Source organism: Rhodococcus sp. IEGM 1307 (assembly GCF_030056915.1).
In the GTDB taxonomy this organism is placed as follows: Bacteria; Actinomycetota; Actinomycetes; order Mycobacteriales; family Mycobacteriaceae; genus Rhodococcus_F; species Rhodococcus_F opacus_D.
The window spans coordinates 1-26130 of record NZ_JASHKW010000025.1 but is presented as its reverse complement, the minus strand read 5'-3'; the positions used below and the strand labels follow the sequence as shown (position 1 = coordinate 26130).

General features: G+C 66.1%; 33 protein-coding genes and 1 pseudogene. 22 read left to right on the top strand and 12 right to left on the bottom strand.

The genetic code is table 11. The annotated features are described in order from the left end of the window. Positions 1-3 precede the first annotated feature (3 nt). The 8 genes from QM841_RS35545 to QM841_RS35505 all read left to right on the top strand — a co-directional run bounded on the left by QM841_RS35545 (position 4) and on the right by QM841_RS35505 (position 4852). Positions 4-171, top strand: coding sequence for a hypothetical protein (locus QM841_RS35545; RefSeq protein WP_283335578.1), 168 nt, complete (start codon positions 4-6; stop codon positions 169-171). 994 nt (positions 172-1165) lie between these two features. Continuing rightward, entirely contained in the window at positions 1166-1750 is a 585-nt protein-coding gene (locus tag QM841_RS35535) for a TetR/AcrR family transcriptional regulator (protein ID WP_283335577.1), read from the top strand. Between the two features lie 45 nt (positions 1751-1795). Further along, positions 1796-2476 (top strand): nitroreductase family protein, encoded by a 681-nt coding sequence (locus QM841_RS35530; protein WP_241962013.1) that lies wholly within the window; start codon positions 1796-1798, stop codon positions 2474-2476. A gap of 536 nt (positions 2477-3012) precedes the next feature. After that, on the top strand, positions 3013-3348 hold the full coding sequence (locus tag QM841_RS35525; protein ID WP_349307445.1) for a transposase: 336 nt from the start codon (positions 3013-3015) through the stop codon (positions 3346-3348). Further along, positions 3338-3601 (top strand): hypothetical protein, encoded by a 264-nt coding sequence (locus tag QM841_RS35520; RefSeq protein ID WP_283335576.1) that lies wholly within the window; start codon positions 3338-3340, stop codon positions 3599-3601. The genes QM841_RS35525 and QM841_RS35520 overlap by 11 nt, the downstream gene beginning before the upstream one ends. Before the next feature lie 64 nt (positions 3602-3665). Then, entirely contained in the window at positions 3666-4100 is a 435-nt protein-coding gene (locus QM841_RS35515; RefSeq protein ID WP_283335575.1) for a hypothetical protein, read from the top strand. 114 nt (positions 4101-4214) lie between these two features. Next, positions 4215-4550: an RES domain-containing protein gene (locus QM841_RS35510; protein WP_283335574.1), complete on the top strand. Its 336-nt coding sequence runs from the start codon at positions 4215-4217 to the stop codon at positions 4548-4550. Next, entirely contained in the window at positions 4541-4852 is a 312-nt protein-coding gene (locus QM841_RS35505) for a hypothetical protein (protein ID WP_283335573.1), read from the top strand. Before QM841_RS35510 ends, QM841_RS35505 begins: the two co-directional genes overlap by 10 nt. Before the next feature lie 134 nt (positions 4853-4986). Here the strand turns inward: QM841_RS35505 and QM841_RS35500 are convergent, their stop codons facing one another. Beyond that, complete coding sequence (locus tag QM841_RS35500; RefSeq protein ID WP_283335572.1) at positions 4987-5187, bottom strand: hypothetical protein; 201 nt, start codon at positions 5185-5187, stop codon at positions 4987-4989. A 1155-nt stretch (positions 5188-6342) separates the two neighbouring features. Here QM841_RS35500 and QM841_RS35495 point away from each other — a divergent pair. The 4 genes from QM841_RS35495 to QM841_RS35480 all read left to right on the top strand — a co-directional run bounded on the left by QM841_RS35495 (position 6343) and on the right by QM841_RS35480 (position 8821). After that, on the top strand, positions 6343-6483 hold the full coding sequence (locus QM841_RS35495; RefSeq protein ID WP_283335571.1) for a hypothetical protein: 141 nt from the start codon (positions 6343-6345) through the stop codon (positions 6481-6483). 161 nt (positions 6484-6644) lie between these two features. Continuing rightward, complete coding sequence (locus QM841_RS35490; protein ID WP_283335570.1) at positions 6645-6926, top strand: hypothetical protein; 282 nt, start codon at positions 6645-6647, stop codon at positions 6924-6926. 813 nt (positions 6927-7739) lie between these two features. Beyond that, entirely contained in the window at positions 7740-7928 is a 189-nt protein-coding gene (locus QM841_RS35485; RefSeq protein ID WP_283335569.1) for a hypothetical protein, read from the top strand. A gap of 227 nt (positions 7929-8155) precedes the next feature. Further along, on the top strand, positions 8156-8821 hold the full coding sequence (locus tag QM841_RS35480; protein WP_283335567.1) for a ScbR family autoregulator-binding transcription factor: 666 nt from the start codon (positions 8156-8158) through the stop codon (positions 8819-8821). Positions 8822-9842: 1021 nt separating this feature from the next. Here QM841_RS35480 and QM841_RS35470 read toward each other — a convergent pair. Continuing rightward, positions 9843-10264, bottom strand: a pseudogene (locus QM841_RS35470) (transposase); the annotation flags it as partial. A gap of 236 nt (positions 10265-10500) precedes the next feature. Between QM841_RS35470 and QM841_RS35465 the strand changes: the two are divergent. Then, positions 10501-10671 (top strand): hypothetical protein, encoded by a 171-nt coding sequence (locus QM841_RS35465; RefSeq protein ID WP_283335566.1) that lies wholly within the window; start codon positions 10501-10503, stop codon positions 10669-10671. Between the two features lie 176 nt (positions 10672-10847). On the opposite strand, the gene QM841_RS35460 is transcribed toward QM841_RS35465, so the two are convergent. Then, positions 10848-11462: an Rv1733c family protein gene (locus tag QM841_RS35460; RefSeq protein WP_283335688.1), complete on the bottom strand. Its 615-nt coding sequence runs from the start codon at positions 11460-11462 to the stop codon at positions 10848-10850. 111 nt (positions 11463-11573) lie between these two features. Further along, positions 11574-11831, bottom strand: coding sequence for a hypothetical protein (locus QM841_RS35455; protein ID WP_283335565.1), 258 nt, complete (start codon positions 11829-11831; stop codon positions 11574-11576). On the opposite strand from QM841_RS35455, the gene QM841_RS35450 reads away from it, so the two are divergent. Next, positions 11818-11997 (top strand): hypothetical protein, encoded by a 180-nt coding sequence (locus QM841_RS35450; RefSeq protein ID WP_283335564.1) that lies wholly within the window; start codon positions 11818-11820, stop codon positions 11995-11997. The genes QM841_RS35455 and QM841_RS35450 overlap by 14 nt on opposite strands. A 64-nt stretch (positions 11998-12061) precedes the next feature. On the opposite strand, the gene QM841_RS35445 is transcribed toward QM841_RS35450, so the two are convergent. Further along, positions 12062-12640 carry a DUF6431 domain-containing protein gene (locus QM841_RS35445; RefSeq protein ID WP_283335563.1) on the bottom strand — a complete coding sequence of 193 codons (579 nt, stop codon included), beginning with the start codon at positions 12638-12640 and terminating at the stop codon, positions 12062-12064. A gap of 593 nt (positions 12641-13233) precedes the next feature. Here QM841_RS35445 and QM841_RS35440 point away from each other — a divergent pair. Further along, entirely contained in the window at positions 13234-13551 is a 318-nt protein-coding gene (locus QM841_RS35440) for a hypothetical protein (RefSeq protein ID WP_283335562.1), read from the top strand. Positions 13552-13875: 324 nt separating this feature from the next. On the opposite strand, the gene QM841_RS35435 is transcribed toward QM841_RS35440, so the two are convergent. Then, on the bottom strand, positions 13876-14913 hold the full coding sequence (locus QM841_RS35435) for an alpha/beta fold hydrolase (protein ID WP_283335561.1): 1038 nt from the start codon (positions 14911-14913) through the stop codon (positions 13876-13878). Between the two features lie 305 nt (positions 14914-15218). On the opposite strand from QM841_RS35435, the gene QM841_RS35430 reads away from it, so the two are divergent. The 3 genes from QM841_RS35430 (at position 15219) to QM841_RS35420 (ending at position 17431) form a co-directional block, all read left to right on the top strand. Beyond that, positions 15219-16001, top strand: a complete 783-nt coding sequence (locus QM841_RS35430) for a DUF3109 family protein (protein WP_283335686.1) — start codon at positions 15219-15221, stop codon at positions 15999-16001. A 244-nt stretch (positions 16002-16245) separates the two neighbouring features. Continuing rightward, complete coding sequence (locus tag QM841_RS35425; protein ID WP_283335560.1) at positions 16246-16509, top strand: hypothetical protein; 264 nt, start codon at positions 16246-16248, stop codon at positions 16507-16509. A 742-nt stretch (positions 16510-17251) separates the two neighbouring features. Beyond that, positions 17252-17431, top strand: coding sequence for a YegP family protein (locus QM841_RS35420; RefSeq protein WP_005257571.1), 180 nt, complete (start codon positions 17252-17254; stop codon positions 17429-17431). Positions 17432-17652: 221 nt separating this feature from the next. Here QM841_RS35420 and QM841_RS35415 read toward each other — a convergent pair whose 3' ends face one another. Then, positions 17653-18150, bottom strand: coding sequence for an N-formylglutamate amidohydrolase (locus QM841_RS35415; protein ID WP_283335559.1), 498 nt, complete (start codon positions 18148-18150; stop codon positions 17653-17655). A gap of 385 nt (positions 18151-18535) precedes the next feature. Between QM841_RS35415 and QM841_RS35410 the strand changes: the two genes are divergently transcribed. Continuing rightward, positions 18536-19000: a winged helix-turn-helix domain-containing protein gene (locus QM841_RS35410; RefSeq protein WP_283335558.1), complete on the top strand. Its 465-nt coding sequence runs from the start codon at positions 18536-18538 to the stop codon at positions 18998-19000. Beyond that, positions 18997-19869: a zeta toxin family protein gene (locus tag QM841_RS35405; RefSeq protein WP_141476228.1), complete on the top strand. Its 873-nt coding sequence runs from the start codon at positions 18997-18999 to the stop codon at positions 19867-19869. Before QM841_RS35410 ends, QM841_RS35405 begins: the two co-directional genes overlap by 4 nt. A 290-nt stretch (positions 19870-20159) precedes the next feature. On the opposite strand, the gene QM841_RS35400 is transcribed toward QM841_RS35405, so the two are convergent. The 5 genes from QM841_RS35400 to QM841_RS35380 all read right to left on the bottom strand — a co-directional run bounded on the left by QM841_RS35400 (position 20160) and on the right by QM841_RS35380 (position 24113). Continuing rightward, positions 20160-20414, bottom strand: coding sequence for a hypothetical protein (locus QM841_RS35400; protein ID WP_283335557.1), 255 nt, complete (start codon positions 20412-20414; stop codon positions 20160-20162). A gap of 78 nt (positions 20415-20492) precedes the next feature. Continuing rightward, entirely contained in the window at positions 20493-20633 is a 141-nt protein-coding gene (locus tag QM841_RS35395) for a hypothetical protein (RefSeq protein ID WP_283335556.1), read from the bottom strand. A gap of 5 nt (positions 20634-20638) precedes the next feature. After that, positions 20639-21166 (bottom strand): hypothetical protein, encoded by a 528-nt coding sequence (locus QM841_RS35390; RefSeq protein ID WP_283335555.1) that lies wholly within the window; start codon positions 21164-21166, stop codon positions 20639-20641. A 402-nt stretch (positions 21167-21568) separates the two neighbouring features. Then, complete coding sequence (locus QM841_RS35385; RefSeq protein ID WP_283335554.1) at positions 21569-22822, bottom strand: SNIPE associated domain-containing protein; 1254 nt, start codon at positions 22820-22822, stop codon at positions 21569-21571. 22 nt (positions 22823-22844) lie between these two features. Then, the gene (locus tag QM841_RS35380) at positions 22845-24113 is read right to left on the bottom strand and encodes a hypothetical protein (RefSeq protein WP_283335553.1); all 1269 of its coding nucleotides are present in this window, start codon (positions 24111-24113) and stop codon (positions 22845-22847) included. Between the two features lie 302 nt (positions 24114-24415). Here QM841_RS35380 and QM841_RS35375 point away from each other — a divergent pair, with 302 nt between their 5' ends. Together QM841_RS35375 and QM841_RS35370 are read left to right on the top strand one after the other, a co-directional pair. After that, positions 24416-25000: a hypothetical protein gene (locus tag QM841_RS35375; protein WP_283335552.1), complete on the top strand. Its 585-nt coding sequence runs from the start codon at positions 24416-24418 to the stop codon at positions 24998-25000. 395 nt (positions 25001-25395) lie between these two features. Then, entirely contained in the window at positions 25396-26079 is a 684-nt protein-coding gene (locus QM841_RS35370) for a DUF2510 domain-containing protein (protein ID WP_283335551.1), read from the top strand. The last annotated feature ends 51 nt before the right edge of the window (positions 26080-26130 follow it).

Here is a 26130-nt window from a genome sequence, read left to right as displayed (position 1 = left end):
TTGGTGAAGAACGCGTGGCGGCGCCAGCTGTCGAACGACCGTCACCTGGCCGTCCTTAGTCGTGGCGTTGAGGCCTGGGACGCGGCGCACGACCCAGCCTTCCGGAACTTACTCACCGGTCTTTCTCAAGCCGAACGCGGCGAACGGGACCTCAGCGATCTCTACCCGTGAGGGCTAGATGCCGCGGGTCTCATCGAAGACTGTGTCGGTGTATTCGAGCGACGTCCAACTGTCGCCGGGAATCCGGGCAATGGCCGCGTTCGGACTCTCTGATCGAGCCGAACTGTCACCGACACATCGGCTCCGCTAACCGCCGCGGGCTCGGTTGGTCGCAGAATGCGGATTCGGCCCGCGCCTACACCGTTCGTACCGAGTCGGGTGTGTGGAGGTTGCGGACGGTGGAGAGTGTGACAGCGACCAGGCATGCGGCCCCACGGGGGATCCACAGGGGCTTTTCGGAGGCGTGGGCGACGAGTCAGGTGCGGGCGGCCGGTGGTGACGGTCGCGATTCAGGCCTCGCACACCGAACTAGCCGTAGCTCGACCCTGTTTGCTGTGGCCGTGGACCTCGATGATGGCGTCTTCGATGTCGACCCGCACGTGGTCGCCGATCCCGACGAGCAGCGGCATGCGCGTTGCGGGCCCGGTCAGTAACCGGGTGGCTAGCCGTCGAGATGGCGGACGTGACTTAAGGTGAAGCCCGCAGGAGCAATCGCAAGGGTGCATAGGTCGGTCGAACACCTACAGCAGCGCCACGTCATCGACCCGGTCGCGTCGGCGACCACGACAGCTGGACGCTTCCAAACCCGCTCGATCGCATCCGCTTCCCTACCTGTTCCTCGACGCCACACAGGTCGAGGCTCCTGTCGATCACCGCATCGTCTCCCTGGCGATCGTCATCGCCACCAGCGTCATCCTGGACGGTGTTCGCTAGGTCCTCGGCGAGATCGTGCAGTGCGCACGCCGATGACCTCCAATGTGTCGACGACAATCGTTCCTCGTCTAGACAGACTGGTCTGTCTGCGCTAACCTATGCTCCATGCTGACCGGTCTGCCTGTGGGGATGCCGCCGACCCGGGGTAGCGGCGGGCTTGGTCATAGATTGGCGATTCTCAGCGCTGTCGCCTTGGCGACGGTTGTGCGTGCAAAAGGGAAGGTTGAGTCAGATGCAAATCGACGCGGACGGTACACCTCGCGAGCGGCTGCTCGCCGCCGCCGCGGAACTGTTCTACCAGGATGGGATCCGAAGCGTCGGCATCGGTCGACTCCTCCAACGGGCAGGGGTGGCGAAGGCCAGTTTGTACGACGCCTTCGGCTCCAAGGACGAGCTGGTAGCCGCCTACCTAAAGGACCGACACGATGCCATGAGGGAGCACTTCCGACGCGCTATCGCACGCGGTCGAGCCCCACGGGCACGGGTGCTCGCGCCATTTGACGTTCAAGCCGAGTTCGCCGCCGACAGCACATATCGCGGATGCGCCTTCGCCCACGCCGCTGCCGAGTCGCACGCGGCGAGCGTGGACACCGCGGCCTCGGACTATCGCAGGTGGATCCGCAAGACCTTTGCCGACCTGGCGGAAGAGGCGGGCGCAGCTGATCCCTCGACGTTGGCGATACAACTCCATGCCTTGTGGGACGGGGCCGCGCAGTCTCTACAGATGGACCACGACCCCGAGGTGGTGCGTGCTGCGCGCGATGCGGCAGCCGCCCTGCTCGACGCGGCGCTGCCCGTCACGAATAAAGCGCTTTAGCCGCCGTGAAACCCTTATCCCTTAAGGCCGACCAGGAGCAACACAGTGAATAACAGCAGCCAGGCCAACCAAGCTCTCGGGCTCACTGCCGATGAGGTGCTCACCACCACGCGCGCAGTACGCAGGCGCCTCGACCTGACCCGACACGTTCCGCGCGAGCTGATCCAGGAAGCCGTGAAGGTCGCCACCCAGGCACCAACCGGCCGCAACCAGCAGCAGTGGGACTTCATCTTCATCGACGATCCGGCAACGAAGGCGAAGGCAGCCGACATCTGGCGCGCCGGGCTCATGGCTGGCGCTCCCGACGAGCACAACTCCGCCCCCCTTCCGACCCGGATGAGCTTCTCCTCGTCGGAGTGGGGACGGATTCGGGGCAGCCTCGGCCACTTGGTCCAACATCTGCACGAGGTGCCGGTACTGATGATTCCGGTGGTGCGGGTCGCCCGTCGCGCGGAGCTCGACTCGATCCGCGGGCAGGCGCACAACTGGGGTTCGGTTATTCCCGCGGCCTGGAGTTTCATGCTCGCCGCGCGGGAACGCGGCCTAGGGACGGCGTGGACCGTTGCTCACCTCACCTATGAGCGCGAGATGGCCGACCTGCTCGGCCTCCCGTTCGACAACACCGTCCAAGTCGCGCTGACCCCCATCGCCTACACGGTCGGCACCGACTTCAAGCCCGCCCCGCGCGCCGATGACAGGAACTTCAGCCACTGGAACCGCTGGTAGCTGTCCTTGACGCTCCGGTCGCAGTGACTTCGAGCCTGTGTCCCCGGTACGCGCCGGGACACTATGTCCACAATCTTTAGGCCGCACCGGTTTTCGCCGCCCAATGCGAGGACTGGGATGGAGAGAGGCTCTTGTTTAAACTGCGGCGGTCTTCGGCATCTCGCTCGAATGCCCGGGTACTACTCGAGCGTGCTACGGATTGCTCCGGCCTGGGCGAACGCGCGGGCGTACAACTCTACATCTCGATCAGTAAATGCACCGTGATTGGTAGGGCGATTCCGGAGGAAAGACTCGACGTATCCGTACTCCCGTCATGAGAGCGTGATTGAGAACTCGACGACGGCGTGCGTCTGCGGTGGTCAGTGCATGGAAGTGGGCTCCTGGTTGAGTTGGTGAGGTCGACGCCCGCAGCCGAATCGAGGAGCCCACCCCTGCCATCGCCGGTCATCTCACCGTGCCCGTCGTGTCCGCCCCACACGGCGGGCGGGCACCGTTGCGCGGCGTACCCGTCGTCGGTCACCGACGCATAGTGGGGGATCCTGCAACCGCTACTGCCGGCGCCGGGCAACACCGCGGGTCGCGGCGGCAGACCTGAGAAGCATTGCCGCCGAATCATATTGGAAGCCATCCTGTACCTGGTTCGCGGTGGGATCGCGTGGCGGCAACTGTCGGTGGAGTTTCCGTCGGTCGGGACGGTGTACGCGATCTTCGTGCGTTGGATCCGTGGCGGGGTCTGGCAGCGCATCCTCGACACCCTGCGCGACCGGCTGCGGGTGCGCGCCGGAAAGGATCGCTGTCCGACCTCGGCGATCATCGATTCGCAGACTGTCCCGGTCGCCGACACGGGCCCCGATCCAGCTGGTGTGGGCTGACGGCGGCTACCCGGGACGCCTACTCGGCTGGGCGAACAGTGTTCTGGCCCTATGGGTCGGCATCATCAAACGCAAGCCCGGTGATACCGGATTCCACGTCCGGCCCCGAGTTTGGGTGGTAGAACGGACCTTCGCTTGGCTCAACAAATATCGCCGCTGTGTCCGCGACTACGAGGCCAAGCCCGAACACCACGAAGCGATGGTTCTCGTCGCCACCATCGCGACCATGACCAGGCGTCTCGCCCGAACCTGACCGTTCTCAATCAAACCGTGAGCGGGCCCGCGACTCGATCCATGCCTTGTCGGATCCGGACCTCGTGGAGCTGTTGGTCGAGGAGTTCTCCCGTCGGCCGGCTCTGCGTCCTGTCCGGGACGATGTGACGGCGCTGCTGTCGATGAGCCCGGCGCTGGCACGGCAGCAGGAGCGTGCGGTCGCCAACCCGGCCGCGGCGGCGGTGGCCCGCACGCGGATCGTCGCGTCCGTGCTGAACTCGATCGTCGACCAGCACGAGATGCTCGACTCCACCGCCGTCAGCCGTGTCCTGGGCAAGGCAGCCACCAGCCGGAACACCGCCAGCCGCCTGTCGGCGGCCGGCACGGTGATCGCGCTGCCGGTATCGGGGCACAAGCTGTACCCCGCGTTCCAGTTCGATGCCGACCGTCGGCAGGTCCGCCCGATCGTCGCCGAGATCAACCGGGCCCTCGGCGCTAAGGCGACCCGTGGGGGGGGGGGGGGGCGTCCTGGTGGCTGAGTCCGACCGACTTCGCCGACGACCCGCGATCGCCGGCGGCGCTGGCCGTCGCCGGCGGGCACGAGCAGGATCTGCGGGACATGGCCGACGACCTGATCCAGGACTGAATCGGCAGTGACCTACCCGGATCCACCCACCCCGTTGCCTGCTGCCCTGATCACCACGATTCCCGCCGATACCTCGCTGTGGCGCATCCACAGTGCCACCCGCGGCGCCGCGGAGTTGAACCCCACCGCCCGGCCAAGAGTGCGGGTCGGGGGCCGGTTCGACAGTCTCGACGGCTCGTACGCGTACCTGTACGTCGGTGACATTCCGGCCGCGGCGGTTGCCGAGACACTGTGCCGCAACCTGCCGGTCGATCAGTCACCTCGGCTGATCCCGCGAGCGAAGATCGCCGGCCGGGTGCTGAGTGAACTGCGGACCCCCGCACGGTCCGGGTGGTGGATCTGACCGGGACCGGGGCGTCCCGGCTCAACGGCGGCGCCTGGTTGTCCAAGTGCGACCCCTCCGGGTATCTGCACACCCGCCGGTGGGTTGCCGCGATCCTCGCCGCGAACCCCGATGTCGATGGTGTGCAGTACCGGCCGCGGCACGAGGAGAACGCCCTCGCTTGGATGCTGGCCGATGACCCGGCCGCGCACACCCACCCGGCTGTCACCGCCGTCGGGGGTGTGATCGCGCCCGAATCCGCCGACGGGCACTACCTGTTGGGTGCGATTCTCACCGCGCACAACGCCGCGCTCGGACCCTGATCCCGCGTGCCGGCGGATAGCGGCGCGCCGATGTTGCGACAGCCCTGGAGCTGATTCGGGGCGGAGCGCGGCGTGAGGTAGAGGCCGGCGACGCGGCCGCGTCGAAAAGTTTGCGTCCGTGATCGCTGGGGTGGTCAGTGACGGTCGTTGTCGTCGACCCAGTAGGTGAAGGTGTACCGGCTGATCCCGGGCGAATCGGTGGTCAGGATCGTCTGCAGGGACAGATCGGACCAGTTGCGGACGCCCTCGGTCCGCAACTGTGCGACCGCCTCTTTCTCCGCCTCGTCACGGACCGCGCCGGCCGGCAATTCCAGTGACATTCGTTCGATTCCCACCGGGGACACAGTATGGCAGCGATCTGTGCGCTCGTTCCTCGCCCGCCTCGTGGGACTGCATACACGCTGCGGCGTCGTGTGGGGATGTCAGCCGTGGGGCTGGTTGTCGGTGTCGGCTCAGTGGTGTGACAGCGGGAAACGGGGCCGACTATGACTGGTGGCCAACGGGGTTCGTGTACGAGTGGGAAGCGGTCTGCCGACTTCGGGGATGCCGATGGTCTGCGTCGTGTCCGGACGGCAGGGAGGCGGCGTCGAGGCGATGCGTGCGCAGACGGACGAGATGGGGGCGACGGTGGCTCGCTCCGAGGGTGAAACGTCAGCCGGGTGTCGCCGTGTCGGGGGGGGTGCCCACGGGGCGGCGGCGCCGGTTGATGCGTGGTGGTGCGGCCAGGCGCAGCCCCCGCCAACGATGGATATCAGCTGGCAGGGGCGCTACACGGACAACCTGCACGCAGTAACGAGCAGCGCATCATCGATTTTATGAGCCGGAGCATGGAAGTCCAGGGAGTGTGATCCATGCCATTGCACTATTTTCGCACCCTTGAATTACCGACCAGTAAGTGCGATTTCAAAGTTGCTGTCACTGTGCGCGATCCGGTGGCCGGTCTCTCGGTCAAGGGTCGGCGCGAGCCGGCGACAGGGGGTGGGTACCGCCGGACCCGATGAGTTCTGCTTCGCCACAACAGTGCCGGCGGATTTCGGCATCGAGTGATTGAGCGACAATCAAGTATTGTCCACCGGTTGTTCTGTGCTGCAGCGTGTCCGGGCGTATTCGTAGCTGTTCGGTGCAATCGAGTATGTGCGGCGAACCGCTCACTTGCCGTGGACGCTGACGACCAACGGCCCGGTCGGTCCACTGCTGGTGGGCTGGTCGGAAAACCTCGCACGATTTGTGCTGGTGTCGCGAAATGCTTGGCCAGGCATGGTTCGGATGCCCACCGTGTGATGTAGAACACAGCTGAATTGTTGGGAGAAGTCTGGTGCTCGGGGTGTTCGGTTGCAACCTTAAGCTGAGACCCAATACTCCAGACCTAATTTCGGGTATGGGTGTAGGTATTTCGGCCAATGTGCAGGTGTCGAAGTCGGTCCAAAGTGGCTGGTGCGCGTCGTCGACGTGGCAGTCGAGAATTATCTGCACGTGAGAGAAGAGTTGTCATGGCACGGATCGCCGAGAACCGGGGCGCAAGTCTGCTGAATACGTTGCGGGTCGGGGTGGTTGGCACTGTTCTGTACGCCGGGCTCATCATGGGCGTGGTCGTGGTGGCAGTGTGGAAGTTCCCGATGCCCGGCGTATAGGCCCGCTACCACTCATGGTCCTGCGCCGATGCCAGCGAGTGAAACATCAGGTGGCAGTTCGGCGATAGAGCTGACAGGGGCGTGGTTGTGCCCGTGGCTCCGCGTAACCGGTGAACAACGCGCGATACGCGTGACGGGCCCTGTTTGCTGTGGAAGGGACGATGATGTTTGGGACGGGCGTAGGTTTCATGGTTGATCTGCTGGTGGTGACACTTCTGGTGGTGCCCGTCTCGTTCGGTGTGGCGGCACGAGCGGACGCGAAGGTCCGCCGCCTTGCGCAGTCCCGGGCGTCCCACCCGAATCCGGTGGGCTCGGTCGCTGTCGCGGATGTGGACGAGCGGTGCGATCGGTGGCGGCAGCTGGCAACGCGGGCGTGGCTGATCTGCGGCGCCGCCTCGCTGGTCGCAGTAGCGGTCGTGGGTGTCCTGATCTGCGTCGGGTGAAGCCGACGACGTAAGCCGGGAGTGCGCGGGCGTCCGTGCGGGGCGGGCTGAGCCCTTGATGCCGAGCCTGCATCTGAAGGATCAACGTAATCTGAAACCATGTCGGCCGCTGTGACATACGCGCCGGAGGCCGCCCTAGATGCAGTCACGCGCAGGTGAGCCGAAGCGGCCCGGTCGGAGTGTCGTCCGCTCCGGCCGGGCCTCGCCGGGACATACAGCAGGTACCCGCCGCGGGAGTCCTGACGGCGCTCGTCACGCGGTGCGCGTCCGGGGAGGAGGCGTACTCTGGTCGGGCGGTGCGGTTCCGCGTTGGTGTGCCTGGGTGGTGGGCGTCGCTGATGTCTCCTCGGATGTGCTGCGGGCGTGTGAATTTATCGACCGGATCGACGGAGCTCGGCGGAACGGTGTGTGCACCAATTGCTGCTAGCCAGTTCAGGTTTGGCTGGCGCCGTAGTGGTTTGGTGACCTGCTCCTTCGGGTTCCGGTGCGAGGAAATGGTAGATCCGCCGCCCACTCCAATCGCCCGAGCGTGACCTATGTCACATGGCTTTCTCGGTGGGCCATACTTGCGGCTGGCGGCCGTCGGTGCAAGCACGTCTGCGTCGGCATCGTGCATCCGAGTGCGGGTGTTTGCGGCGGGGCGGATTCGGTGCCTGACCGATCGGCTCGCCTGGTGCCGACCTCTGCCCGCCCGGGCAATGAGAGATCGTCGGCGTGTGGTGCACAGTGCCCGGTGGTGGGTGCGGGTGTTCGAGGTCGGACTGGCCGGTCGGTTCGTCGGGTAAGTGCGGTGGGTTGCGGTTGAATGGGGATATGGGGTCGCCGGTGGGTGCGCAGCTGTGGCAGACGTTGTCCGATTCCGGGTTGGCGTTGGTGTGCGTCCGCGGGCCGCAGTGCCGATGGGCGGATCTGCTCTTGCCCGGGGATGGGTCGGTGGGCGAGCTGACCTGGCTGGCACGGGACGCCGACGAGATCGCCGAGCAGTGCCGCGACCGCCGATAGCGACACGCCCGAGTAGCGACGGCGCTGGAGCTGACCGGGCGGAGCTCACCGACGAAGCGGCAAGGTGGTCTGTTTTTCGTGTGAGCGGGTGTCGGCGGCTGTGCAGGTGGACGTGGGGTTTTCCAGAGGTGAGGCGCACCGGTGCCGGTGGTAGCGTCGCGCAGGCTGCAAGGGGTGCGATCGAAAGTCACCGTGCTGCAGCGCGAAGGGCACGGAAGGTGCGGTACATGGTGCAACAGCAACGGGCGGCGGTGACCCGGGCGCAGATCGTCCGCGGGGCAGCGGAAATGTTCGACAAGTCCGGGTTCGAGGGCGCCAGTCTCGTCGAGATCCTCGAGGCGGCGGGCATGACGAAGGGGGCGTTGTATTTTCATTTCCGGTCCAAGGAGGATTTGGCCCGGCACATAATCGCCGAGCAGCACCGGATCTCGATCTCCGCGGTGCAGGCCATCGCCGCGCAGGAGGCGTCGGCGATCGAGCAAATCGTGATGCTCTGCCACGAGATGACCCGGCAGATCGTGCAGGATCCGATCGTGCGGGCCGGGATCCGCATCACCCTCGAGCTCAGCGCCGACGACCGTGGCCCCGCGGGCCCGTACGTGGATTGGATCGCCGCCTGTCAAGGGTTGGCGGCGCGTGCGGTCGCCGAAGGCGTCCTTGTCGACACTATCGACCCGCCGACGTTCGCGCGGTTCGTCATCGGCGCGTTCACCGGGGTCCAGACCCTGTCTCAGGTCCTGACCCATCGCGTGGATCTCGAGCAGCGGGTGGACGAGATGTGGGGGTTCCTGCTGCCGGGGATCATGCCGACCACCCGGCACTCCGGCATGATGCGGATCCGGGCGGCCCGCACCGACGTTTGGGTCACCGGATCGCCCGACCGTAAGGATTAGTCCGCCCGGCCTGCCGACGCGACCTGTACATGCTCGCCGGAGACCGATAGTGCGCCATCCGCACTCCGCCGGCGACCGCGATCGGAACAGCGGCCGGATGGCCTGCCGGTCGGGTGTTCGTGCAGGTTCGCTCGCGTGCCGGGTGCTGGTCCGCAGAAGCGCCGCAGCCGATGTCATCGGGGAGATCATCGAGGACTACGCGGCAGTGAGCCGGACCCGGTGGTGGTGGGCGCGAGTGGGCGCCGGTGCATCGGTGGGCGGTCGCGGTCGACGATGCACCGGTTGGTCTTTGCCGACACCGAGGGCTTGACCATCGATCCGAGTCTCCACCACCCCCACCGCGGACTGGACCGCGATGTGCCCTCTCCTCAGTGTGGGCCGGATTTCACTCGTTGCTGGTTGACCGCAAACTTGTCGTTGCGGAATTGTTATCGGACCGGTATAAATATTCACATCGTGTGCTGTGTGTCACGATTCTCTGAACAATCGAACTGGAGTTACAAAGATGGACCTTGCTTTCTTGGCCGACTTCTTCTCGAACGTCTCTACCCTTCTCGGTGTCCTCGACTTCTTCTCGGGTTCTGCTGGGTCACTCAGCGGCTAGTAGCGCTGGCCAGTAAGTGAACTGGCTGTGCGGTGGCAGAAAGGGGGCCCGTACTTTGCCTGCGGACCCCTTTCGCTGTACTGGAGCTTCGGGTTGTGTCTGCGCCGCGCTCGGTTCCTCGCGGGAATTGCCGTGAATGTCATTTTCCGTGCGGATGGGCCGACCGTTCAAGATCATTTTCTGATCCGGATGCTGACCTATCTCGATTCGGTAACTCGAAACTTTGAGATCCGAATTGTGTGTGTCGTCGAGTCGGGAGAGTACGGGGCTGCCCTCAGCGAGAGGTGCCTCTTGTCGCGTGGCTGCGCGCCGAGGGGTGTCGCGGCGCCGATCGCGGCGGCCTTACATCCGACGCAGCGAATCGTGCCCTCGTGGCGGCTTAGGGCCTTGCGGTCACGGTCTACGAGGTCGCCGAACTAGACGGCGTTTCGCAGGCAGCCGGTGGCCACGTCCGGGCGTCCAGGAGATGGAAATCGGATCCCGCACATGGGAATACTGGCGCTGCGAAGATTCGGGGGCGTTGCGTCGGCGGGGCGGCGATCATCTCGTTCGCCCGGCCGTTGCGCCCGTCGGGGGTGAACACGTCGTCGCCCAGGCTGGTGGCCGGCACGTACGACACTTCTTGTTCCTCGAGCCGGATTCGCAGGGACTTCATCTGACCGTCGGCCTTGTCCGCGGTGAGCTACGAGAACGGCATTTCCGCGTCGAGCGTGCGTTCGATCATGTTCTGCGCCATTACGGTTTTGGTCGCGCGCTCGGCATCGGCACCGATGCGGGCGGCACGGCAACGGCCTTGATCGGCGGTCCACGATTCGCCGAAGATGGAGCTCCCGGTCGAGTCCTGAATACGGTGTGGGTGTGTCTGGTCGTCGTCGCCGCGGCGCTTGTGGTGTGGGCGCTCGGTGATTCGACCGCCCACGACTTGCCTGTGAAGAATGCTCCGTTGACCAGCGGGGAGGGAATGTCCTCTTTCTGTGAGGTATGTGGTCGTGCAGGCCGCGCGGTTAGCGGCTGTCTCGACGTCGCCGGGCGGCGCACAATTCTCAAGGCCCCTGCTCGGGGCAGGATGAGAGTCGTGAGCGACCGGGCTGCAGTCGACCTCGAGCGTGAACTCGCGATGCTCGCGTTCGTTCGTGGTCGTCTCTGGGCGTCGGAGGGTGATGATGTCCGTGGTCCGACCACCGCTGTCGATCAGGTTCTCGACGGGCTGAGCAGTCTCGCACGGTCGCCGCGGGTCCCGAGCTGATCTGCGCGCCATGCGGGGGTTGTGATGACAGTTCGTTCCATGTGACTTGTACGCAACGGCGTTCGACCATCGCGTCGGCACAACCGTGAGCCGGTCGGTGTCTCCGGCCTTGACCGCCCGTGGAATGCGGGGGCAGTCCGCCCGACAGGGGATGGAGTACGCGACGTCGCTCGAGGCTATCTCGGTGGCCTGTCGAACTGTTTCCACTCGTGTGCCCAGCGCCGCAACCGGTTTCGGTGGAACAGTCGGTGTGTGAGGGCTGCAATCAGCAGGACGGCGCTGGCGGTAAGTGCCCAGAGGCCGCAGGCGGCGGTCACGGCGAGGACGGTGTTTTCCCGGCTGTCGGGGATGGGGCCGGTGAGGTTTCCGTCGGCGTCGACGCTGATGGTGATGGTCTGGCCGGCCTTCGCGGGGGTGTCGGTGGGGACGGCGGCGGTGCGTTCCCCGTGGGGTGTGGTCCATCGGGCGCGGGCGGTGTTCTGGGTGCCGACGGGGCGGATCGAGTATTCGGGGGTGTCGGGTGCGGGGTAGGTGTCCTCGAGCAGGACTGCGGGTACGTGGTGGACGCCGGCGCTCAGCGTGTGGGTTTGATGTTCGAGCCGGGTATGGGTCGCGGTGCCGAAGGCGCCGGCAACGGGGATCAGTAGCAGAACTACGGCCGCGGTGAGCAACACGATGGTGGCCTCGAGACGGTCGCTGGGGCGCATCAGGTGGTTGCGGCTCCACGGGCGCAGCCGCCACCACCGGATCGGCGCGGCCACCTGCACCGGTGCCGGTTCCTCCCGACGCATGGTCACCTCCCGCAGGATCTCCGTTTCCCCTTCCTTCGATTGTGCGACGGAATCCGACGCGATGTTTCGGCACGTTGCTCCGCGAGCCTGAAAGACTCACCCAGGGGTGTTTCAGCCGGAGTGCTCGCGGCTGTATTCCTCGACCGGCTCGTGGATGAGTTCGCTGAGCTTGCGGTGCTGGAGCTGCGCGAGTTCGTCGAGCTTGTTGCTCGGCGGGCAGTGGCTGTGGAAGTAGGACTTGCCGTGTGGGGGGAGGCACCGCTGATGCCCGGCTCCTGCGGCAGGGACGGGCGGCCGGCGCCGGCCTCCCGTACAGGGCTCGGCCCGCCACTCGGCGTCGTTGCGGTGCATGGCGGTGGCCGAGTCCATCCGAGCCATGTCGTGCTCGGCCTGCGACCTATGGCTGCTGCTTCGCGTGTTGCTGGTCACTGAATCTGCAGACGATGGCGTCACCGAAAGTGCAGACGCAAATGTCGGCGTTCGTCGGCACGTTGACGGCGTCGTCGGCACGCTGACGGTGGCCATGTCGTTGTGAGTGTCGATGCTCGGCACGATGACGGACCGATACGGGCATGACAGAGCCCGGCGGGCCGGACGCGTCAGCCGCTGCGCGGCGGGGACAGCAGACGCCCCTGGGTGTAGATGCCGATCAGATCCCACGGCGGGTCGGTGAACCCGAAACGGCGACGATCTTCGACGGCGGCGGCGGACAGGATGCACAGGGTGTGCAACAGCAGGTTCCCGGCGTACCGGATGGCGGAGAACACCTCGCTGGCGATCTGAATCAGCCGCCGATTACCCTGGTGGCACATCCACTGCACATGCTCATCGGTGGCGCGGCGCAGCCAGCGGCGCACCGTCGACTCCGGGCGGTCCATCCGCTCGGCGATACGCCGGAATCCCATGCCTTTTGCTTTGTGGGCCAACGCATTTCCGATGACTTCGGTGGTGTCGGCGCGACGGGCCTGCAGGGCAGTGGGCAACAGGATATGGGTGACGCCGCAGTCGCGGCAGCGGACCCGCTGCGGGCGCACGGTCACGGTGGCCGTGCCCAGCGAGCGGACGGTGCGCACCCGCCCGTACCCCCACCGGGCCACCCGACCCTGGCAGGACGGGCACCGCATGGCGCCGGCGTCGAGGTAGGTGTCGGCCTCCTCGGGCCGGCGAACGACGATCACAGTCGATAGCTCCGCTCATGGTTGGTTCAGTCTTGACTACCACACCGGATCGCACCAGGGGTCAGTTCGTGTTGGAGCCAGCATGTTTCGCGTCTCGCCGTCATTGCGGATGCCGACGATGGTGCGGCCGTCTGTGCGCGATCCCGAATCGCCCAATCGGGTAGCTCCGACCCGGGGGATCGCGGTGGTCGGCACGTTGATGGTGCAGACGATCGTCCGTCGGTCCGATGCCCGTCGGCATCAGCGGTGACGGTAGGCGGCTGGGTGGTCGTCATACCGAGAGACGCTCAACATTCGCGGTCGCCGCTCGAATGGGAAACAGGGGGTACAGGTAGCGGCCACCGAGTTCGTATCCGACGATGGCACCAACTTCGCGCGACCGGCTGGCTGGGCTGCGCCGGTTGCTGTCGCGCGAACGCAGCACGCCGGCTGTGTGGGGCGCACCTGGGTGGCCGAAAAGGGGGACCATGACCGCCGACTGCTTCGGCGGCGTTCCGATCGCGGATGGTGTTCGTGCAGGTCGGGTCGCGTACCGGGCCGGTCGGTGCTTATGCTCGATCCTGGCAGCTCACGAAATGGGGAGGTGGCGCAGCATGGCCCGAAACAGTAGCAATCGGCCGGTCGGTGGCCCAGAGTTGGCGGTCGGGGTCCGGGTGCTGGTCCGCAGGAGCGCCGAGGCCGATCTCACTGGTGAGGTTGCCGAGGACTATGCGGCGGTGACCGATCCTGGCGGTGGTGGGCACGAGTGGGCGCCGGTGCATCGGTGGGCGATCGCGCTCGACGACGGACGGCTGGTCTTCGCCGACACCGAAGACCTGACGATCGATCCGGGCTTCCACCGCTCCGCCCCGAACCCGGACCTGAACCCGGATTCGGCCGTGCGGACACCCGGCCGACACCGGGGAGAGTGATCGGCGGCAGCGCGGCCTGCGCATGCCTTCCGTCCTCAGCATTTCGGGGACACGGTTGCGCTACGCGTCCGGTGGAGACCATCGCGGATCTCCTCTGCCACAGGGAAAGCCGATCGCAGCAGCGAGCGGATCTCTCCCGGATCGCATGGACGGAATTTGGATTCGGATTCCGATGCCGCGCCGTAAGTCCGTGCCGACCGCCGCCATGCTCAAGCCGCTATCGGCGCCGCAGTGGCGCCTACCCGCGCCCGGTGACCGTGCCGAGTGGTATCTACCTAGGTACCGGGTGGTTGTGGTGCCCGGCGTCGGTCACCTGAGCCCGGATCAGGTGGCGCTGCGTTCGGCGGATCCCACCGCGTCGAGCACGGGGGCACGCGTGGAGACGTCGGGGTTGGGAGCCGTCTCGACGGTTCCGATGTTGAGCAGCTGCCGCCACCTGGCCTCGTCGAACGGCGATGGGCGCGTATCGGACAGGAACTCCTCGACGGCGTGGAGGAAGCGCATGGGGTCGTCGCGGAAGGGGAAGTGACCGGCGCCCCGGAAGATCTCCAGCCGCGAACCCGGCATCGCCGCGTGCGCGGAGTGGGCGTGGCTGACGGGGATGACCGTATCCCGATCTCCCCAGATGAGTTGAATAGGAAGACTTGCCGTCAGATAGCAGCGGTCGAGCATGGTCACCGTCTGTCCGCGCCAGTCGACCACCGCACGCAGGGTGCGTAGGTAGGCCTCGTATGCGGTGGGGTCGGGAAGTTCGGTCAAGATCCGCACCAGATCCGGTGTGTCGTGCAGCGCCGCACCGGGGCGCAGGGCAGTGCCGTGCAGCCGAGTCAACACCGTTCCCACCCAGCGCACCGCGGGCACCGCTCCCGGCAGGCGCAACAGTTTCAGTGCCTCACTGACGATCGGCGTCGCCGCGAGGCGCAGGAGTGGATGAACGTCCTTGCTGACACCGCCGGCGGAAACCAGGATGAGCCGATCCACCATCTGCGGGAACTGGTAGGCGAACTGCATCGCGATGCCGCCGCCGAGCGAATGTCCGATCACGGTGGCGTGGTCGATTCCCAGGGTCGAGAGTAGATCGCGCATGCCGTTGGCATAGGCGGCGACCGAATAGTCGGCACGGGGCTTGTCGGAGCGACCGTGGCCGAGTAGATCGGGTGCGATCACGGTGTACTTCTCGGCGAGGTGCGGGATGATCTCGGTCCAGGTCGACGAGTTGTCGCCGATGCCGTGCAACAGCAGCAGCGCGGGACCGTCACCGGCCATGCGGAAGGCGCGCCGGTACCCGTGGATGGTGCGAAACATCATCTGCGGCTCGGCATCGGGCACCGGCCGGAGCCTGCGCATGCGACTGAGGTTCATCGCACCCTCCTCGACTGTCGCGTTCTACGTCGATTCTTCGCTTCGCACCGTCGACACACGTGACGACACGCCCCACCCGAGGGTGTCGACATCAGGAGGGTTGTTGCCTCCTCCCGTGCCCGAAATAGACGCGAGAACGTTCGCTGGTTATTCGCGGTGGAGGCCGCGGCGTTACACCCACGTCGGCGCGATTCGGGTCGAGTGTTGTTCGCTCCCTGACGGGGACCTGATCAGTCCTTGTCTGTTATGTGGATTGGCTACCGTGGAGGTTTGTGGCAGAAGGTATTCCGGTGCCGTCGCACAAGATGACGCCGAGCCCCGAGGTTGGGCTCGACTTCGCTCGGGAATGGGTCGAGTTCCTCGATCCCGACGACGCCGAGCATCTCATCGCCGCGGACATGACGTGGCTGCTCTCGCACTGGACCTGCGTGTTCGGCACCCCGGCCTGCCAGGGCATCATCGCGGGCCGACCCGACGACGGCTGCTGCTCGCACGGCGCGTTCTTCTCCGACGAGGAGGATGTCGAGAGGTTGCACGAGTCGGTGAAGCTGCTCAGACCCGAGGACTGGCAGTTCATGAAGCAGGGTCTCGGGAAGAGGGGGTACATCGAGGAGGACGAGCTCGAGGACGAGCCGGCGCTGCGTACCCGCCGCTACCGGGGTGCGTGCATCTTCCTCAATCGTCCCGGCTTCGCGGGTGGCATCGGGTGCGCGTTGCATGCGATGGCGCTCGAGCGTGGCATCGAGCCGCTCGAGGTGAAGCCGGACGTGTGCTGGCAGCTGCCGATCCGGCGCACCCAGGAATGGGTGGAGCGACCCGATGGGGAGCAGGTCCTGAAGACGACGATCACCGAGTATGACCGGCGCGGGTGGGGTGAGGGCGGCGCGGATCTGGACTGGTACTGCTCTGGCTCGCCGGACGCGCATGTCGGCGCCAAACCGGTGTGGCAGTCGTATGCGCCGGAGCTGACGGAGTTGCTCGGTGAGGCCGCGTATCGCGAACTGGCGCGGCTGTGTAAGCGACGGCAAGGTCTCGGCCTGGTCGCCGTGCATCCGGCGACCGCGGTCGCCGGGAAGAAGTCTCGGTAGTGGAGTGGCGGTCCCTGAACGTCGACCCCGGTGACAGCGTTTTGGGTGTCATTGGCGCCCGGGGCGGTACCGAGGTAACGGGCTGGTGCTCGTCGAGCGGTGTGAGCCACCGTTGGCGGAGACGCGAGCACCGGAGTCCGGGTCGGTTCGTCGTCGATTGCTAGGCCTGGCGGCGTCGAGCATGAGGTTTCGTCGGCGAGGTGCTTATGCTCCGGGCGTGTAGCCGACCGGAAGGCGCAGACCGATGCCCGAGGAGAAGGATCACAGTCCGAGACCCGAACCCGGTCCGCTCGGCGCGGGCGCGCGGGTGCTGGTGCGCCGGACGTCCGAATCGGCGCAGACCGGTCGGATCGTCGAGGACTACGCCGAGCTGATCGACACCGGGGAGCGTGGGCATGCTTGGGCTCCGGTGCATCGGTGGGCTGTCGCTCTCGACGACGGTCGCCTGGTCTTCGCCGACACCGACGACCTCACTGCCGACCCGAGCACGGAAGGATCCGCCGGGTAGACCGACGCTGGGCGGTGGAAAACCACTCAGGGACCGCACCCCCGGGGGCGACCGGGCGGCAGGGCTCTCCTCAGGGTGGCAGGACTGACCAGGTGTTGAACTGATCCGCCTCCCGGCGGTACTTAGCCCTGGAGGGCGACGGAGGAGTTCGTCGCTGGTCCCGGGCGTATCGGGTTGCCGAGGGCGGGTGCACCCTGACACCGCCTGGGGGTGGGTGTCGGCTTGTCGGTCGAGCGCCGAATGGGCGGGCCACGGTCGCGGCGGCGGCGACTGTCAAGTGAGTGACATTGTCGGCCGGAAGTCGCGGGCCCGGGGACATCTGTGGCAGCCAGTGGCGGCGTGGGTTGTGTTGGGGGACAGCCAAGCGCAGCCCCCGCCAACGATGAATATCAGCTGGCAGGGGCGCTACACGGTCAACCTGCACGTAGTGACGAGCGGCGCATGAGTGATCTTCGTGAGCGACGGTGGGGAAGTCCAGGGATTGTGATCCACACCATCACACTATTTTCGAACTCGTCGGCTCGGTGTGATGCGTTGGCCCGATCTCGATTGCAGTGCTTTCCGCCCCGGTGCGGTGGGAGACCGAGGCCGAACACATCGACTGACCTGCGAAGATGACATGCCCCGGCTGGGGGTCAAGTGCGCCGCCGTAATGGTGGTTCCGCCGCCGATGAGGGTTTGTCGGGCCTACCGTGAGGGGACGGGGTCTGCGACCGGCGTGGGCTCACGCGGAGGAGGGGCGATGACTGCGAAGTTCGAGCTTTTCAAGGACACCGGCGGCAAGTTCCGGTTTCACCTGAAGGCAGCCAACGGGGAGATCATCGCGGCCAGCCAGGGGTACACCTCGAAGGCGGCGGCCCAGAACGGGATTGCGTCGATCAAGGACAATGCCGCGTCCGCTCCCACCGAGGATTTGACCTGACCCGAGGGTGTGACCGGCGGCGAAAAATGTGTGGCCGGCGGGCATGGGGAGGGGTATGCGGCTACGGAAGTCGTCATCGTGGCGAAGGGTCGCCGCACGAAATCCGGTATTGCAGTCGGCGATCCGAAATGTCCTCGTTCGCAGGCTTTCCCGATGGTCTCGAGCGACCTTGTGCGGTCGAGGGGTGTCGGCGCCGCGGCGTCTGGCTTCTGCCGTGGGGGTCAGGCCGTGGTGGGAATGGTGATCTCGGCTCTGCCGTCGAGGCCGGGTAGTAGGTAGTGCGGGCAGGTGACCAGCTGCCGCGGCACGGGTATCGCCTGCCGGTCGGTGTCGAGGTAGAGCCGGTAGGCGAGCTGCCCGCGCCGGTGGGTGCCGGTGTTCGGGTCGACGGCACCGAGGAAGTAGCCATGCGCGGCGCCGGCGGTGGAGAAGATCGCCCGCGCCCACTCGGCAGGTTCGGCGGGCGGCAGATACCGTGGCCCGCCCGTCCCCGCGTCGACGGTGTGCACGATGACCGTGACAACGAAGCCGACCGTCGCGGGGAACCACTGCTCGGCGGCGACGTCGAACCGGGTGATGAAGGTGTGAATCCGCAGCTCGATGTCCGTTCCGGTGCGGGCCGCCGCAGCGAGGATGTGGGGAGCGGCTGAGGCATCGTCGGTGGCCAGGGACGGCAGCGCGGCGTCGGTGGTGAGGTTGCTGCCGGGGCGTGCGGACATGGGGCACAGTACGGGGCCGCACACACCCGGCCGGCAGGACGACCGGTGGTTCGTCCGGTCGAGGACTGGTTCGCCGGGTGGGGTAGCTGACCTGCGGTGACAGCATGTCCCCCGAAGCAGAATTCGGCCCACAAAGGTCGTGCTGCCGGAGTTCTTCTCGGCGCCATCCGGGCTGCACGATTCTGATCGCTACCGGCTCGGGGCGGCATGCGTTTGTGAGCGACCGCACCGCAGCCGCCCTCGAACGTGATCTCGCCATGCTCGCCGACGTGCGCGACCGCCTCCGGGCGTCAGAGATGTCGGCGGGTACCGCTCCGATCACCAGCAGGTCAGATTTCCCACATTGGTGTTACAATTTGGAACAAGAGTTCGGGAAGGGGTGGGTATGACCGTCACCGACACCAGGAGTGCTCTCGCTGCCAATTCTGCGCGAGAACACCTCCTGCGGCTGGACCGGCTGCGGCTGATCGACAAGGCGCAGAACGAGGGTTTCACGCTGCGCCAGATCGCTGATCTCCTGGAAATCTCGGCAACGCAGGTCCACCGGCTCGCGCAACGGGTCCTGCAGCAGCCCGGCGAACTCGAGCGAACCCCGCAGGAGGTGATTTACCAGCGCTCGGCCGGGGTGATCACCGATGACGAGATGATGGACACGCTGGTGCACTGGAACTACACCTACGGCTATGTACCCACCGAAGGCGACCAGCAGGTGGACGCGTACGCCAAGGGCAGCTGGGATGAGGTGCGGCGGGCGTATCGGCGGGGTTTGCTCGCCGACGACGAGTGGGACGTCCTGTTCGATGCCACCCGCACCGCACGGCAGGCGCAGCGCGCAGCGGCCCGGCGGTGAGCGTGGCGGGAGAACCACTGCGCGAGGCAGTTTCTCAGCAATTGGTGCACCTGGGTCAACACGGGCAGCCGCTGCATCCTGACAGTGGCCGCAGCACCCTCGACCTGTACGCGACTGATCGTCGGCGAGACCGGACGCTGCAGGAGGTCATCGAGTGGTATCTCGACCTCGCGGAGCCCGATCGCGATGGGCACTGCGCCGCGATAATTTCTGCGGGGCCACCGGGGGCAGGCAAGTCGACGGCGCTGCGTGAGCGTCACCTGGTCGATACCAGCTACCGATATCTGGACGCGGACATCGTCAAGGACGAACTCCTGCGCCGCGCCATCGCGGACGGTCACTACGCGGACCTGCTGTCGACGACGCTCGCCGATGCGCACCCCATAGCCCCCCGGGAACTCGCGGCCCTGGTCCACGCCGAATCCACCGAAGTCATCGACGACGTCCGCGAGGTGTGCCTGCAACGACGCGAGAACGTCGTCATCGAAGGCACCCTGCAATGGGGTCCGCTCGGGGACATCCTCATGGCCCAGCTCAGTGAGCACGACTACACCGACGTGCGCATCGTCGACGTCGAAGTACCGGCGTCGATCGCCCATGAGCAGGCGGTGCGGCGGTGGTGGGAGGGCCGGCTCCGGGGGATCAGCGGGCAGGAACCGATGGGTGGCAGGTTCACACCACCCGCGGCGGTCGCACGGCTCTATGAGCAGGGTTCGGTGAGCCGGTGCGCAGCCCACGCCCGCGCGGCGTTCGAAAGTACGCTCGCAGCGGCGATCACACAGGTCACCCTCATCCACATCGACCGCAGACTCGGCGCCGAGCCGTTGGTCTCGCGGCGTGTCGACGGCAAACTGGTCGAAGGACGATAACCACCGGCCCACACCGCACGGCCGGGCATGCGCCGAGGCGCCGAGCGCGCGCGAGGAAAGCCTGGACGCAGGCCGTTGCGCAGTGGTGGGGTGACGTCTCCGGGTCGTACTGCAGTCGTCGGTGTGGCCGACTCGCAGGGTCGTCGCGACGGGCGAGATGGGTCCGATTCGCCTTGCGGGGCTGCACCACTGGGATGGGTTGTCCCGTGAGAGGCGGTGACGCTGCCCGGCGCTTCGGGGAACGCTCACACAGGCGTCGACGTACGTCGATGACCAGCCGGGCATTCGGTTCAGTGCAGGGAAACCAGAACAACGGCTGCCACCACGACGGCGGTGAGTTCGATGGCACCAAGGATCAGAGCGGCAACGGCGAGACCGGATCCGGTTTCATATTCGCGTCCGCCGGTCTCGACGTAGCCGATCGCACCGAACACCAAGGCTGGAATGAACAAGCCCGTCAGGGCGCAGAACAGTGCGACGATCGCGCACACGTTGGTGCGTTCGACCGTGTCGATGCCGAGATCCGTTTCGTCGACTGCGACCACCGGACACGCTCCTCAGGTTGTTGTGTGGATGCTCGGCCAGGGAGTAGATCCGGCACAGGCTGCCGGCACCGCCAGTTGTCAGGGTCCGGGTGCCCAGGTACCGGTCCCGGTGCGACCGTTGCTGACGCAGAACAGATCCTGGCCTTCGGGGGAGATCGCGATCCCGGTGGCGGCGGGGTTGCAGCTCTCCCCTTCGGCTGCCTGCCCGATGATCGGCACGGACCTCACCCCCAGTGTGGGCGGGTGGATCCGGCGTAGGTGCATTTGAGGAAGGTGCCGTCGGCGGAGGTGGCGTGGTTGTCGACGGATGTGTCGCAGTCCCCATTGACCGTGGGGGATGTGGTGGGCTCGGGCTCATCGACAGTGGTGGCGGCTTCGGGCTCGGGTTCGGTGGTCCCCGCAGCGGGGGGAACGAGGGCGGGCGGGACCGCGGAAGCCGGAGTGAGGGCCTGGGCCTGCGCCGAGGGGAGGGCATAACTGGTGGCCGGCGACGAGTCCGTGACCGCGTCCGAGAGGGAGGTCCCAGCCGAATACAGGATCGTCCCGGCGGCAAGTGCCTCCAGGATCCCCAGGATGAGTGCCGTGACCGCGATGGCCCGCCCGGCCGGTCGCCAGAACGCGAGAATGCCGAAGACGATCGCCACGGGGAACAACCCGAGCAGTGCGGCGACGAGAGCGATTACCGCATACGGGTTGATCGGAGCATGGTTCGGCGACGGTGTCGCGGCCGCCTTGGACAGGTCGACGGTCATCGGCAACCGATCCGTGTATGAGCGGCACGATCAGGCTCGACGGGCAAGCTCATCGGTCACCTCCGGTAGCAATGTGGGAGGCCACTGCACCCCTCGGCGCCGATCCTAGGTCGGCCTGCGGTGTGCGCAGGCCGCGGGCACATGATGTTCATTTAAGTGAATGACACAGTCGGAAAAGGATTTTGGTGTGCCCTGCGTCTGAGGAATGCCAGATCGCGGCGGCCGGGACAGCGAAACCATTCCCGTGATCGCGTCAGGGCTCGGAGTGTCCGCCGTATCCGGCCGGACGTGCCCCAAGCCGGTGCCCGCCCTGTTCCGGCGGCGGCTGCGCGAACGGGTCGTTGGCGGCCGGGTCCGGGGAACGGCCAGGATGGGATCACGGTACGAGTTGCACGCGCACTGTCACATCGGCGCGATTGCCGGCCCGGTTGCGGCGTCTGCCGGCCAGTTGCTTCTGCTTTGAAAATATTGGGTGGCTTCGGGTTGGTCGGTGTATTCGAGGAGGTTGCCGACATGGGCGGCGAGGACGTCGCGGACCTGGGCTGGGGTGGCGAAGAAGAATTCGCGGCGCAGGTTGGCGTGGTTGAGGCGTTGCCCGGTGAACGCGTTGTGCAGTGCGTTTTCGAGTGTGATGGCGTCGTCGGAGAAATACAGGGCGTGGGTGTCGAAGGGGAACGGCACGGAGGCACTGCCGAGCTCGCGGACCCGGTCGGTGGGGTCGAGGCGACGGGTCATGCCGATCTTGACGACGTTGGGTCCGAACGCACCTTGGTTGCTGATGACGTAGACGTAGCCGGCGCGGATGTTGGCTTGGCGGTAGTCGTTGTCCTCGATCGCCCGGTCCAGGTCGGCGAGCTTGTCGAGGATCTGCTGCTTCTCCTGCGGGTCGGCGGCGTCGAGGGAGGTGAGCACGTTCTGGTAGTGGGCGCGTTCTTTGTCGAGTTTCTCGCGTTGAGCGGCGAGTTCTTGTTCGACTTTGCGTTCTTCCCGGAGCCGTTCGCGTTCGGCCCGGGCGGCTTCTTTCTCTTCCTGCACCTTCATCATGTAGTCCGCGGTCAGTTCGAGCTCACGGATCCTCAGGGCGTGATAGGCGTCGGCTACGTGCATTTCCATGATGTCGCCGAGCTTGGCGATCGTCGTTGCTGCTTTGTCGAGGCGTTTGACGGCGGTGGCGAGGTTGCCGGCGCGGATGGTGCGGACGCAGATGTCGGCTTCGGCGTTGTAGGCACGCAACATCAGTTTCGACAGGTCCGCGGTCATCTTGCGGCCCTTGGCGAGGGAGTTGTTGAAGCTGAACATGTTCGAGGAGACGATCGCTTCACCGCGGGTGACCGCCTCCTTGATCGCGGTCTGTACGTCGGTGAGTTGGTCGCGGTACTGGGCGGCGTTCTCGAGGGGGTGGTGGTAGGTGTAGATGCCGACTTCCTGCAGCACCAGGCGATCGTCGGTCTCCACGATGCCCGGATCGGTGCCGCTACCCGTGGGTGCGCGATCCTGTGCGGGTCGTGCGGCGGCACGGTGGGCGTTCTCGGTCGCCTGCGCGAGGTCGCGCTCGAGGTCGGCGATCCGGTCGAGCAGGGTATTCGCCTCGCGTTCTTTGACCATGAGCATCTCGCGGAGCGCCTTGATGGTGACGCTGGGATCCGGACTGGTCATCGAATAAACCCCTTTCCGCCCGTTAGCCGCGGACGCCGCGCGTGTGGGCGACCGGAACCAGGTCGTGCGCATTCTTGGAAACCCCGGCACGCAGGTGGTCCAGGGTGGCGCGGGCCTCGACCCGAGATAGATCGAGTCGGGTGAAGGTGTCACGGTCGGTGGCCAACTGCACCAGGGTGATGGTGGTGTCGTGCCCGGTGCCGGGATTGATCGAGCGGGTGCCGAGTTCCATCGAGATCGTCGCGATGATGCCGTCTCGGTCGGCCTCGAAAATCTCGTGGACGGTCCGGATGGCCACTTCGGAGATCGCTTTCGCGTACCGGTCCTTGCGGGCCTTCGCCGTCAGCGGGGTGCTGGTGATCGAGTCACTTGCCTTGACGTACTTGAACGCCTTCTCCAGGGGGAGGACAGCCGGGTCTGGGACGGTGACGGTCAGCCGCAGTTCCCGGTCGGCAGGGTCGAACGCGAAGTCATGCTCGACGGGGAAGCAGTCCGGGTACACCGAATTGCCGAGGACGATGGACACGTATTCCTCGAGCGCCCAGGGCTCACGCTCCTGCAATGCCACCATCAGCCGCTCGAGTTTCACATTCGCCGACAGCACCGATTCCCGCCGCTCGCGGCAGTCGCGCTCGTATTGCTCCTGCGCAGCCTGCAGCTTCTGCGCACGCTCAGCCTCGAGCCGCTGATACGTGTGCTCGTTCTCCGCCTCGACCCGGTTGCGGTCGGCGAGCAGTTGCTGCCAATGATGATGCCGTTGCCAGAACAGCGCCTGTGCGTCGGAGATCGCGGCCGCATGCTTCTTCTTGCCGCCGAGCGCCGCCCCGAGCCCGGTCGGCGCCGGGGGTTCGGTGTAGACGGGCTCCGGCGGGTAGGGCAGCGAATCGGGGCGCCGGGTCGGGGTGGTCAGATCGGGACGGTCGAACGGAGGGTGTGCGATCTGCTGCCGCAACGCCGTCAGGTCGACGTAGTCGTCGACCGCCAACGTCGCCGACAGGAGGCTGTCGATGGCCTCGGACTGCTCCGCCAGTTCGGCGTTGAGCCGTTCGGCCTCGGCCAGTCGTGCTTGTTCGTGCAGCCGGGCGCGTTCTTTCGCCGCATGGGCGGCGTCGGCCGAGGCCATCCGGGCGCTGGCGGCTTGCGCGCGTTCGAACTCCCGCTGGGCGCGCTGCGCGTCGCGGACCGCGCGGGCGTGTGCCTGGGCGGTGGCCCGTTGTTGCTGGCGTTGCCGTTGCTCGGCGAGCCGTGCCTGGTGTTGCATCTCCGCGAAGAATCCACGTCGCCTGGCCATACCTGGGCCCCCTTCGGGTGAACTGTGCGTCGATCGTTGCAGCCCCCGCATCGGAATTTTGGTGGCGTTGCGGCGTCGGCTGACGCGTTACTGCGTATGTGATTGATATCAAACCACCAGCACTGCAACGCGATGTCGACCGAACAACCGACAGAGCCGCGCGTCGCCAACTCGGCCAAGTGGCGGTAGGTGGTAGTTGGTTCCCTATTCCGTATTTGTCTATCTCGGACGTTCTTTACACTCTCATCACGCCCGGGTGAGCGGTTCTTCGTGTTGTCGTGAGAGAAGGGTTGGTCCAGCGAATGGCGGATCAAGCGAGCGAGCGTGGCGGCGACGCTGACCTGAGTCCGGTGGAGCGATGGCTGGCCAACAGCAAACCCATCGAGGCGTACGAGCCGAAGCCCTTCGTCCCCTTGGTGGATGTGACCGTTCCGGGAAGCTTCGTCGGTGTGCGGCCGCTACGGCCGCCGGCGCCGCTTCCGGTGAACTACAAGCCGAATGTCCTCGCCGGGTTCGTTGCGTGTCTGGCGATCGTTGTCGGCAGTCTCGGTCCTTGGGCGACGTCTCTCAGTTTTGGGGTGGCGGGTACCGAAGGGGACGGGGTGATCTCGCTGGTGCTGGCTGCGGTGGCCGCCGCCGCGTTGTTCGCGATTCACGCGCGTGGTGGTCTCACGAAGTTCGGGGATCGCTGGCTTGCGCCGGTGGCCGGCGTCCTGGTTCTCGGCATCGGGGTCATCGATGCGATAGAAGTCAACGGTAACGAGGTCGAGTTCATGAACACGATGGTCTCGACTGGGATCGGCTGGGGACTGTGGGTGGTCATCCTCGCGGGTGCAGCGCTGAGCGCCTCGTCCTGGGTGGTCGCCCGGATTGTCGGTAACCGATAGGAAATCGATCGCAGCCGATAGTGAGCTCGACTCGATTCGGATGACTGCCGCCGACCACCATTCGCACCACTATGGTGGTTTCCGAGTCGGCGAAGCCCCGTCCCGGCCGCCGCAGCGCGCGGCTCATGTGGGCGCGCCGGTGAACCGATGCGTGGACGGTAGGCACGTTGAGCCGTCCGTGCACTGCCTGAACGCGTGTGTTCCCGGCAGTCACCGTGCGCGATCGCGTGCGCCGATGCGCCAGAGCGGTCCGCCGCGGACTGCGCCCTTCCGCCGGTGTCATTCGAACGAATGACACTGACCCACTGTGTCACAGCGACTTGTTCGACAAAGCGGACCGGGTGCGAGGGTGTGGGGTATAAATCTCGGAAAGGTCTGAGTGTCCCGGAGGGGCTATGACGAACCCGTTCTACCCCAAACAGCCTCGCAGGGATGAGCCTCGCCCTGACAGCCCGGGGACGAGTGCTCCGCAGCCACCGAAGCGGCCGACGAATGCCGACCGCGTGTGGCCATGGGCGCTGGGCGGCATTGTCATCGGCGTGCTGGTGGTTGTCAGCGTCGTGGTTGTCGCCACCGTGAACGACGATGACGAGTCCCTGGGGTTGGTGACCCCCACGAGCCGGGTGGTGCTGTCGCCCGCGCAAAGCGAGCGCAGCCGTCAGGCCGTGGACGCCGAGCGCGCCCGTATCGACGCGATCAACGCCGCGAAGTTCGACAGGTCTGCCTACGAGGTGATCTCGGACCGGGACCTTGCTCTGCTCGCCAGGTCGCCTGATGCTGCGAAGGGGCGCAAGCTGGTCATTCATGGTGTTGTGACGCAGTTTGACTCGGGCACGGGGGCCACCCAATTTCGGGCGAGTGTCGCTGGCACTCAGCAGGACGCTTGGTACGACTACGACATCAACGTGGTGATCGCAGGGTCGAGCCCACCGGTGGTGGCCAACGTCGTCAAGGATGACCTCGTCACGCTCTACGTTGAGGTGGCGGGTGCATACCGGTATGACACGACGCTCGGTGGCAGCATGACCGTCCCGCGGTTCACGGCGAACATCGTCGATGTCACCGGCACGACCGGCTAGTGTCCTGAGTCATAAATAAGCCATCGGTTGTTAAGATTGGTCATGGCAACT

Coding starts and splice junctions, on each gene's coding strand:
- QM841_RS35385 (WP_283335554.1), bottom strand. CDS start 22,822: ATGACCAGTCCGGATCCCAGCGTCACCATCAAGGCGCTCCGCGAGATG.
- QM841_RS35370 (WP_283335551.1), top strand. CDS start 25,396: ATGACGAACCCGTTCTACCCCAAACAGCCTCGCAGGGATGAGCCTCGC.
- QM841_RS35435 (WP_283335561.1), bottom strand. CDS start 14,913: ATGAACCTCAGTCGCATGCGCAGGCTCCGGCCGGTGCCCGATGCCGAG.
- QM841_RS35410 (WP_283335558.1), top strand. CDS start 18,536: ATGACCGTCACCGACACCAGGAGTGCTCTCGCTGCCAATTCTGCGCGA.
- QM841_RS35425 (WP_283335560.1), top strand. CDS start 16,246: ATGCCCGAGGAGAAGGATCACAGTCCGAGACCCGAACCCGGTCCGCTC.
- QM841_RS35490 (WP_283335570.1), top strand. CDS start 6,645: ATGATGTTTGGGACGGGCGTAGGTTTCATGGTTGATCTGCTGGTGGTG.
- QM841_RS35485 (WP_283335569.1), top strand. CDS start 7,740: ATGGGGTCGCCGGTGGGTGCGCAGCTGTGGCAGACGTTGTCCGATTCC.
- QM841_RS35375 (WP_283335552.1), top strand. CDS start 24,416: ATGGCGGATCAAGCGAGCGAGCGTGGCGGCGACGCTGACCTGAGTCCG.
- QM841_RS35430 (WP_283335686.1), top strand. CDS start 15,219: ATGACGCCGAGCCCCGAGGTTGGGCTCGACTTCGCTCGGGAATGGGTC.
- QM841_RS35440 (WP_283335562.1), top strand. CDS start 13,234: ATGGCCCGAAACAGTAGCAATCGGCCGGTCGGTGGCCCAGAGTTGGCG.
- QM841_RS35535 (WP_283335577.1), top strand. CDS start 1,166: ATGCAAATCGACGCGGACGGTACACCTCGCGAGCGGCTGCTCGCCGCC.
- QM841_RS35390 (WP_283335555.1), bottom strand. CDS start 21,166: ATGACCGTCGACCTGTCCAAGGCGGCCGCGACACCGTCGCCGAACCAT.
- QM841_RS35495 (WP_283335571.1), top strand. CDS start 6,343: ATGGCACGGATCGCCGAGAACCGGGGCGCAAGTCTGCTGAATACGTTG.
- QM841_RS35455 (WP_283335565.1), bottom strand. CDS start 11,831: ATGGACTCGGCCACCGCCATGCACCGCAACGACGCCGAGTGGCGGGCC.
- QM841_RS35460 (WP_283335688.1), bottom strand. CDS start 11,462: ATGCGTCGGGAGGAACCGGCACCGGTGCAGGTGGCCGCGCCGATCCGG.
- QM841_RS35420 (WP_005257571.1), top strand. CDS start 17,252: ATGACTGCGAAGTTCGAGCTTTTCAAGGACACCGGCGGCAAGTTCCGG.
- QM841_RS35380 (WP_283335553.1), bottom strand. CDS start 24,113: ATGGCCAGGCGACGTGGATTCTTCGCGGAGATGCAACACCAGGCACGG.
- QM841_RS35480 (WP_283335567.1), top strand. CDS start 8,156: ATGGTGCAACAGCAACGGGCGGCGGTGACCCGGGCGCAGATCGTCCGC.
- QM841_RS35415 (WP_283335559.1), bottom strand. CDS start 18,150: ATGTCCGCACGCCCCGGCAGCAACCTCACCACCGACGCCGCGCTGCCG.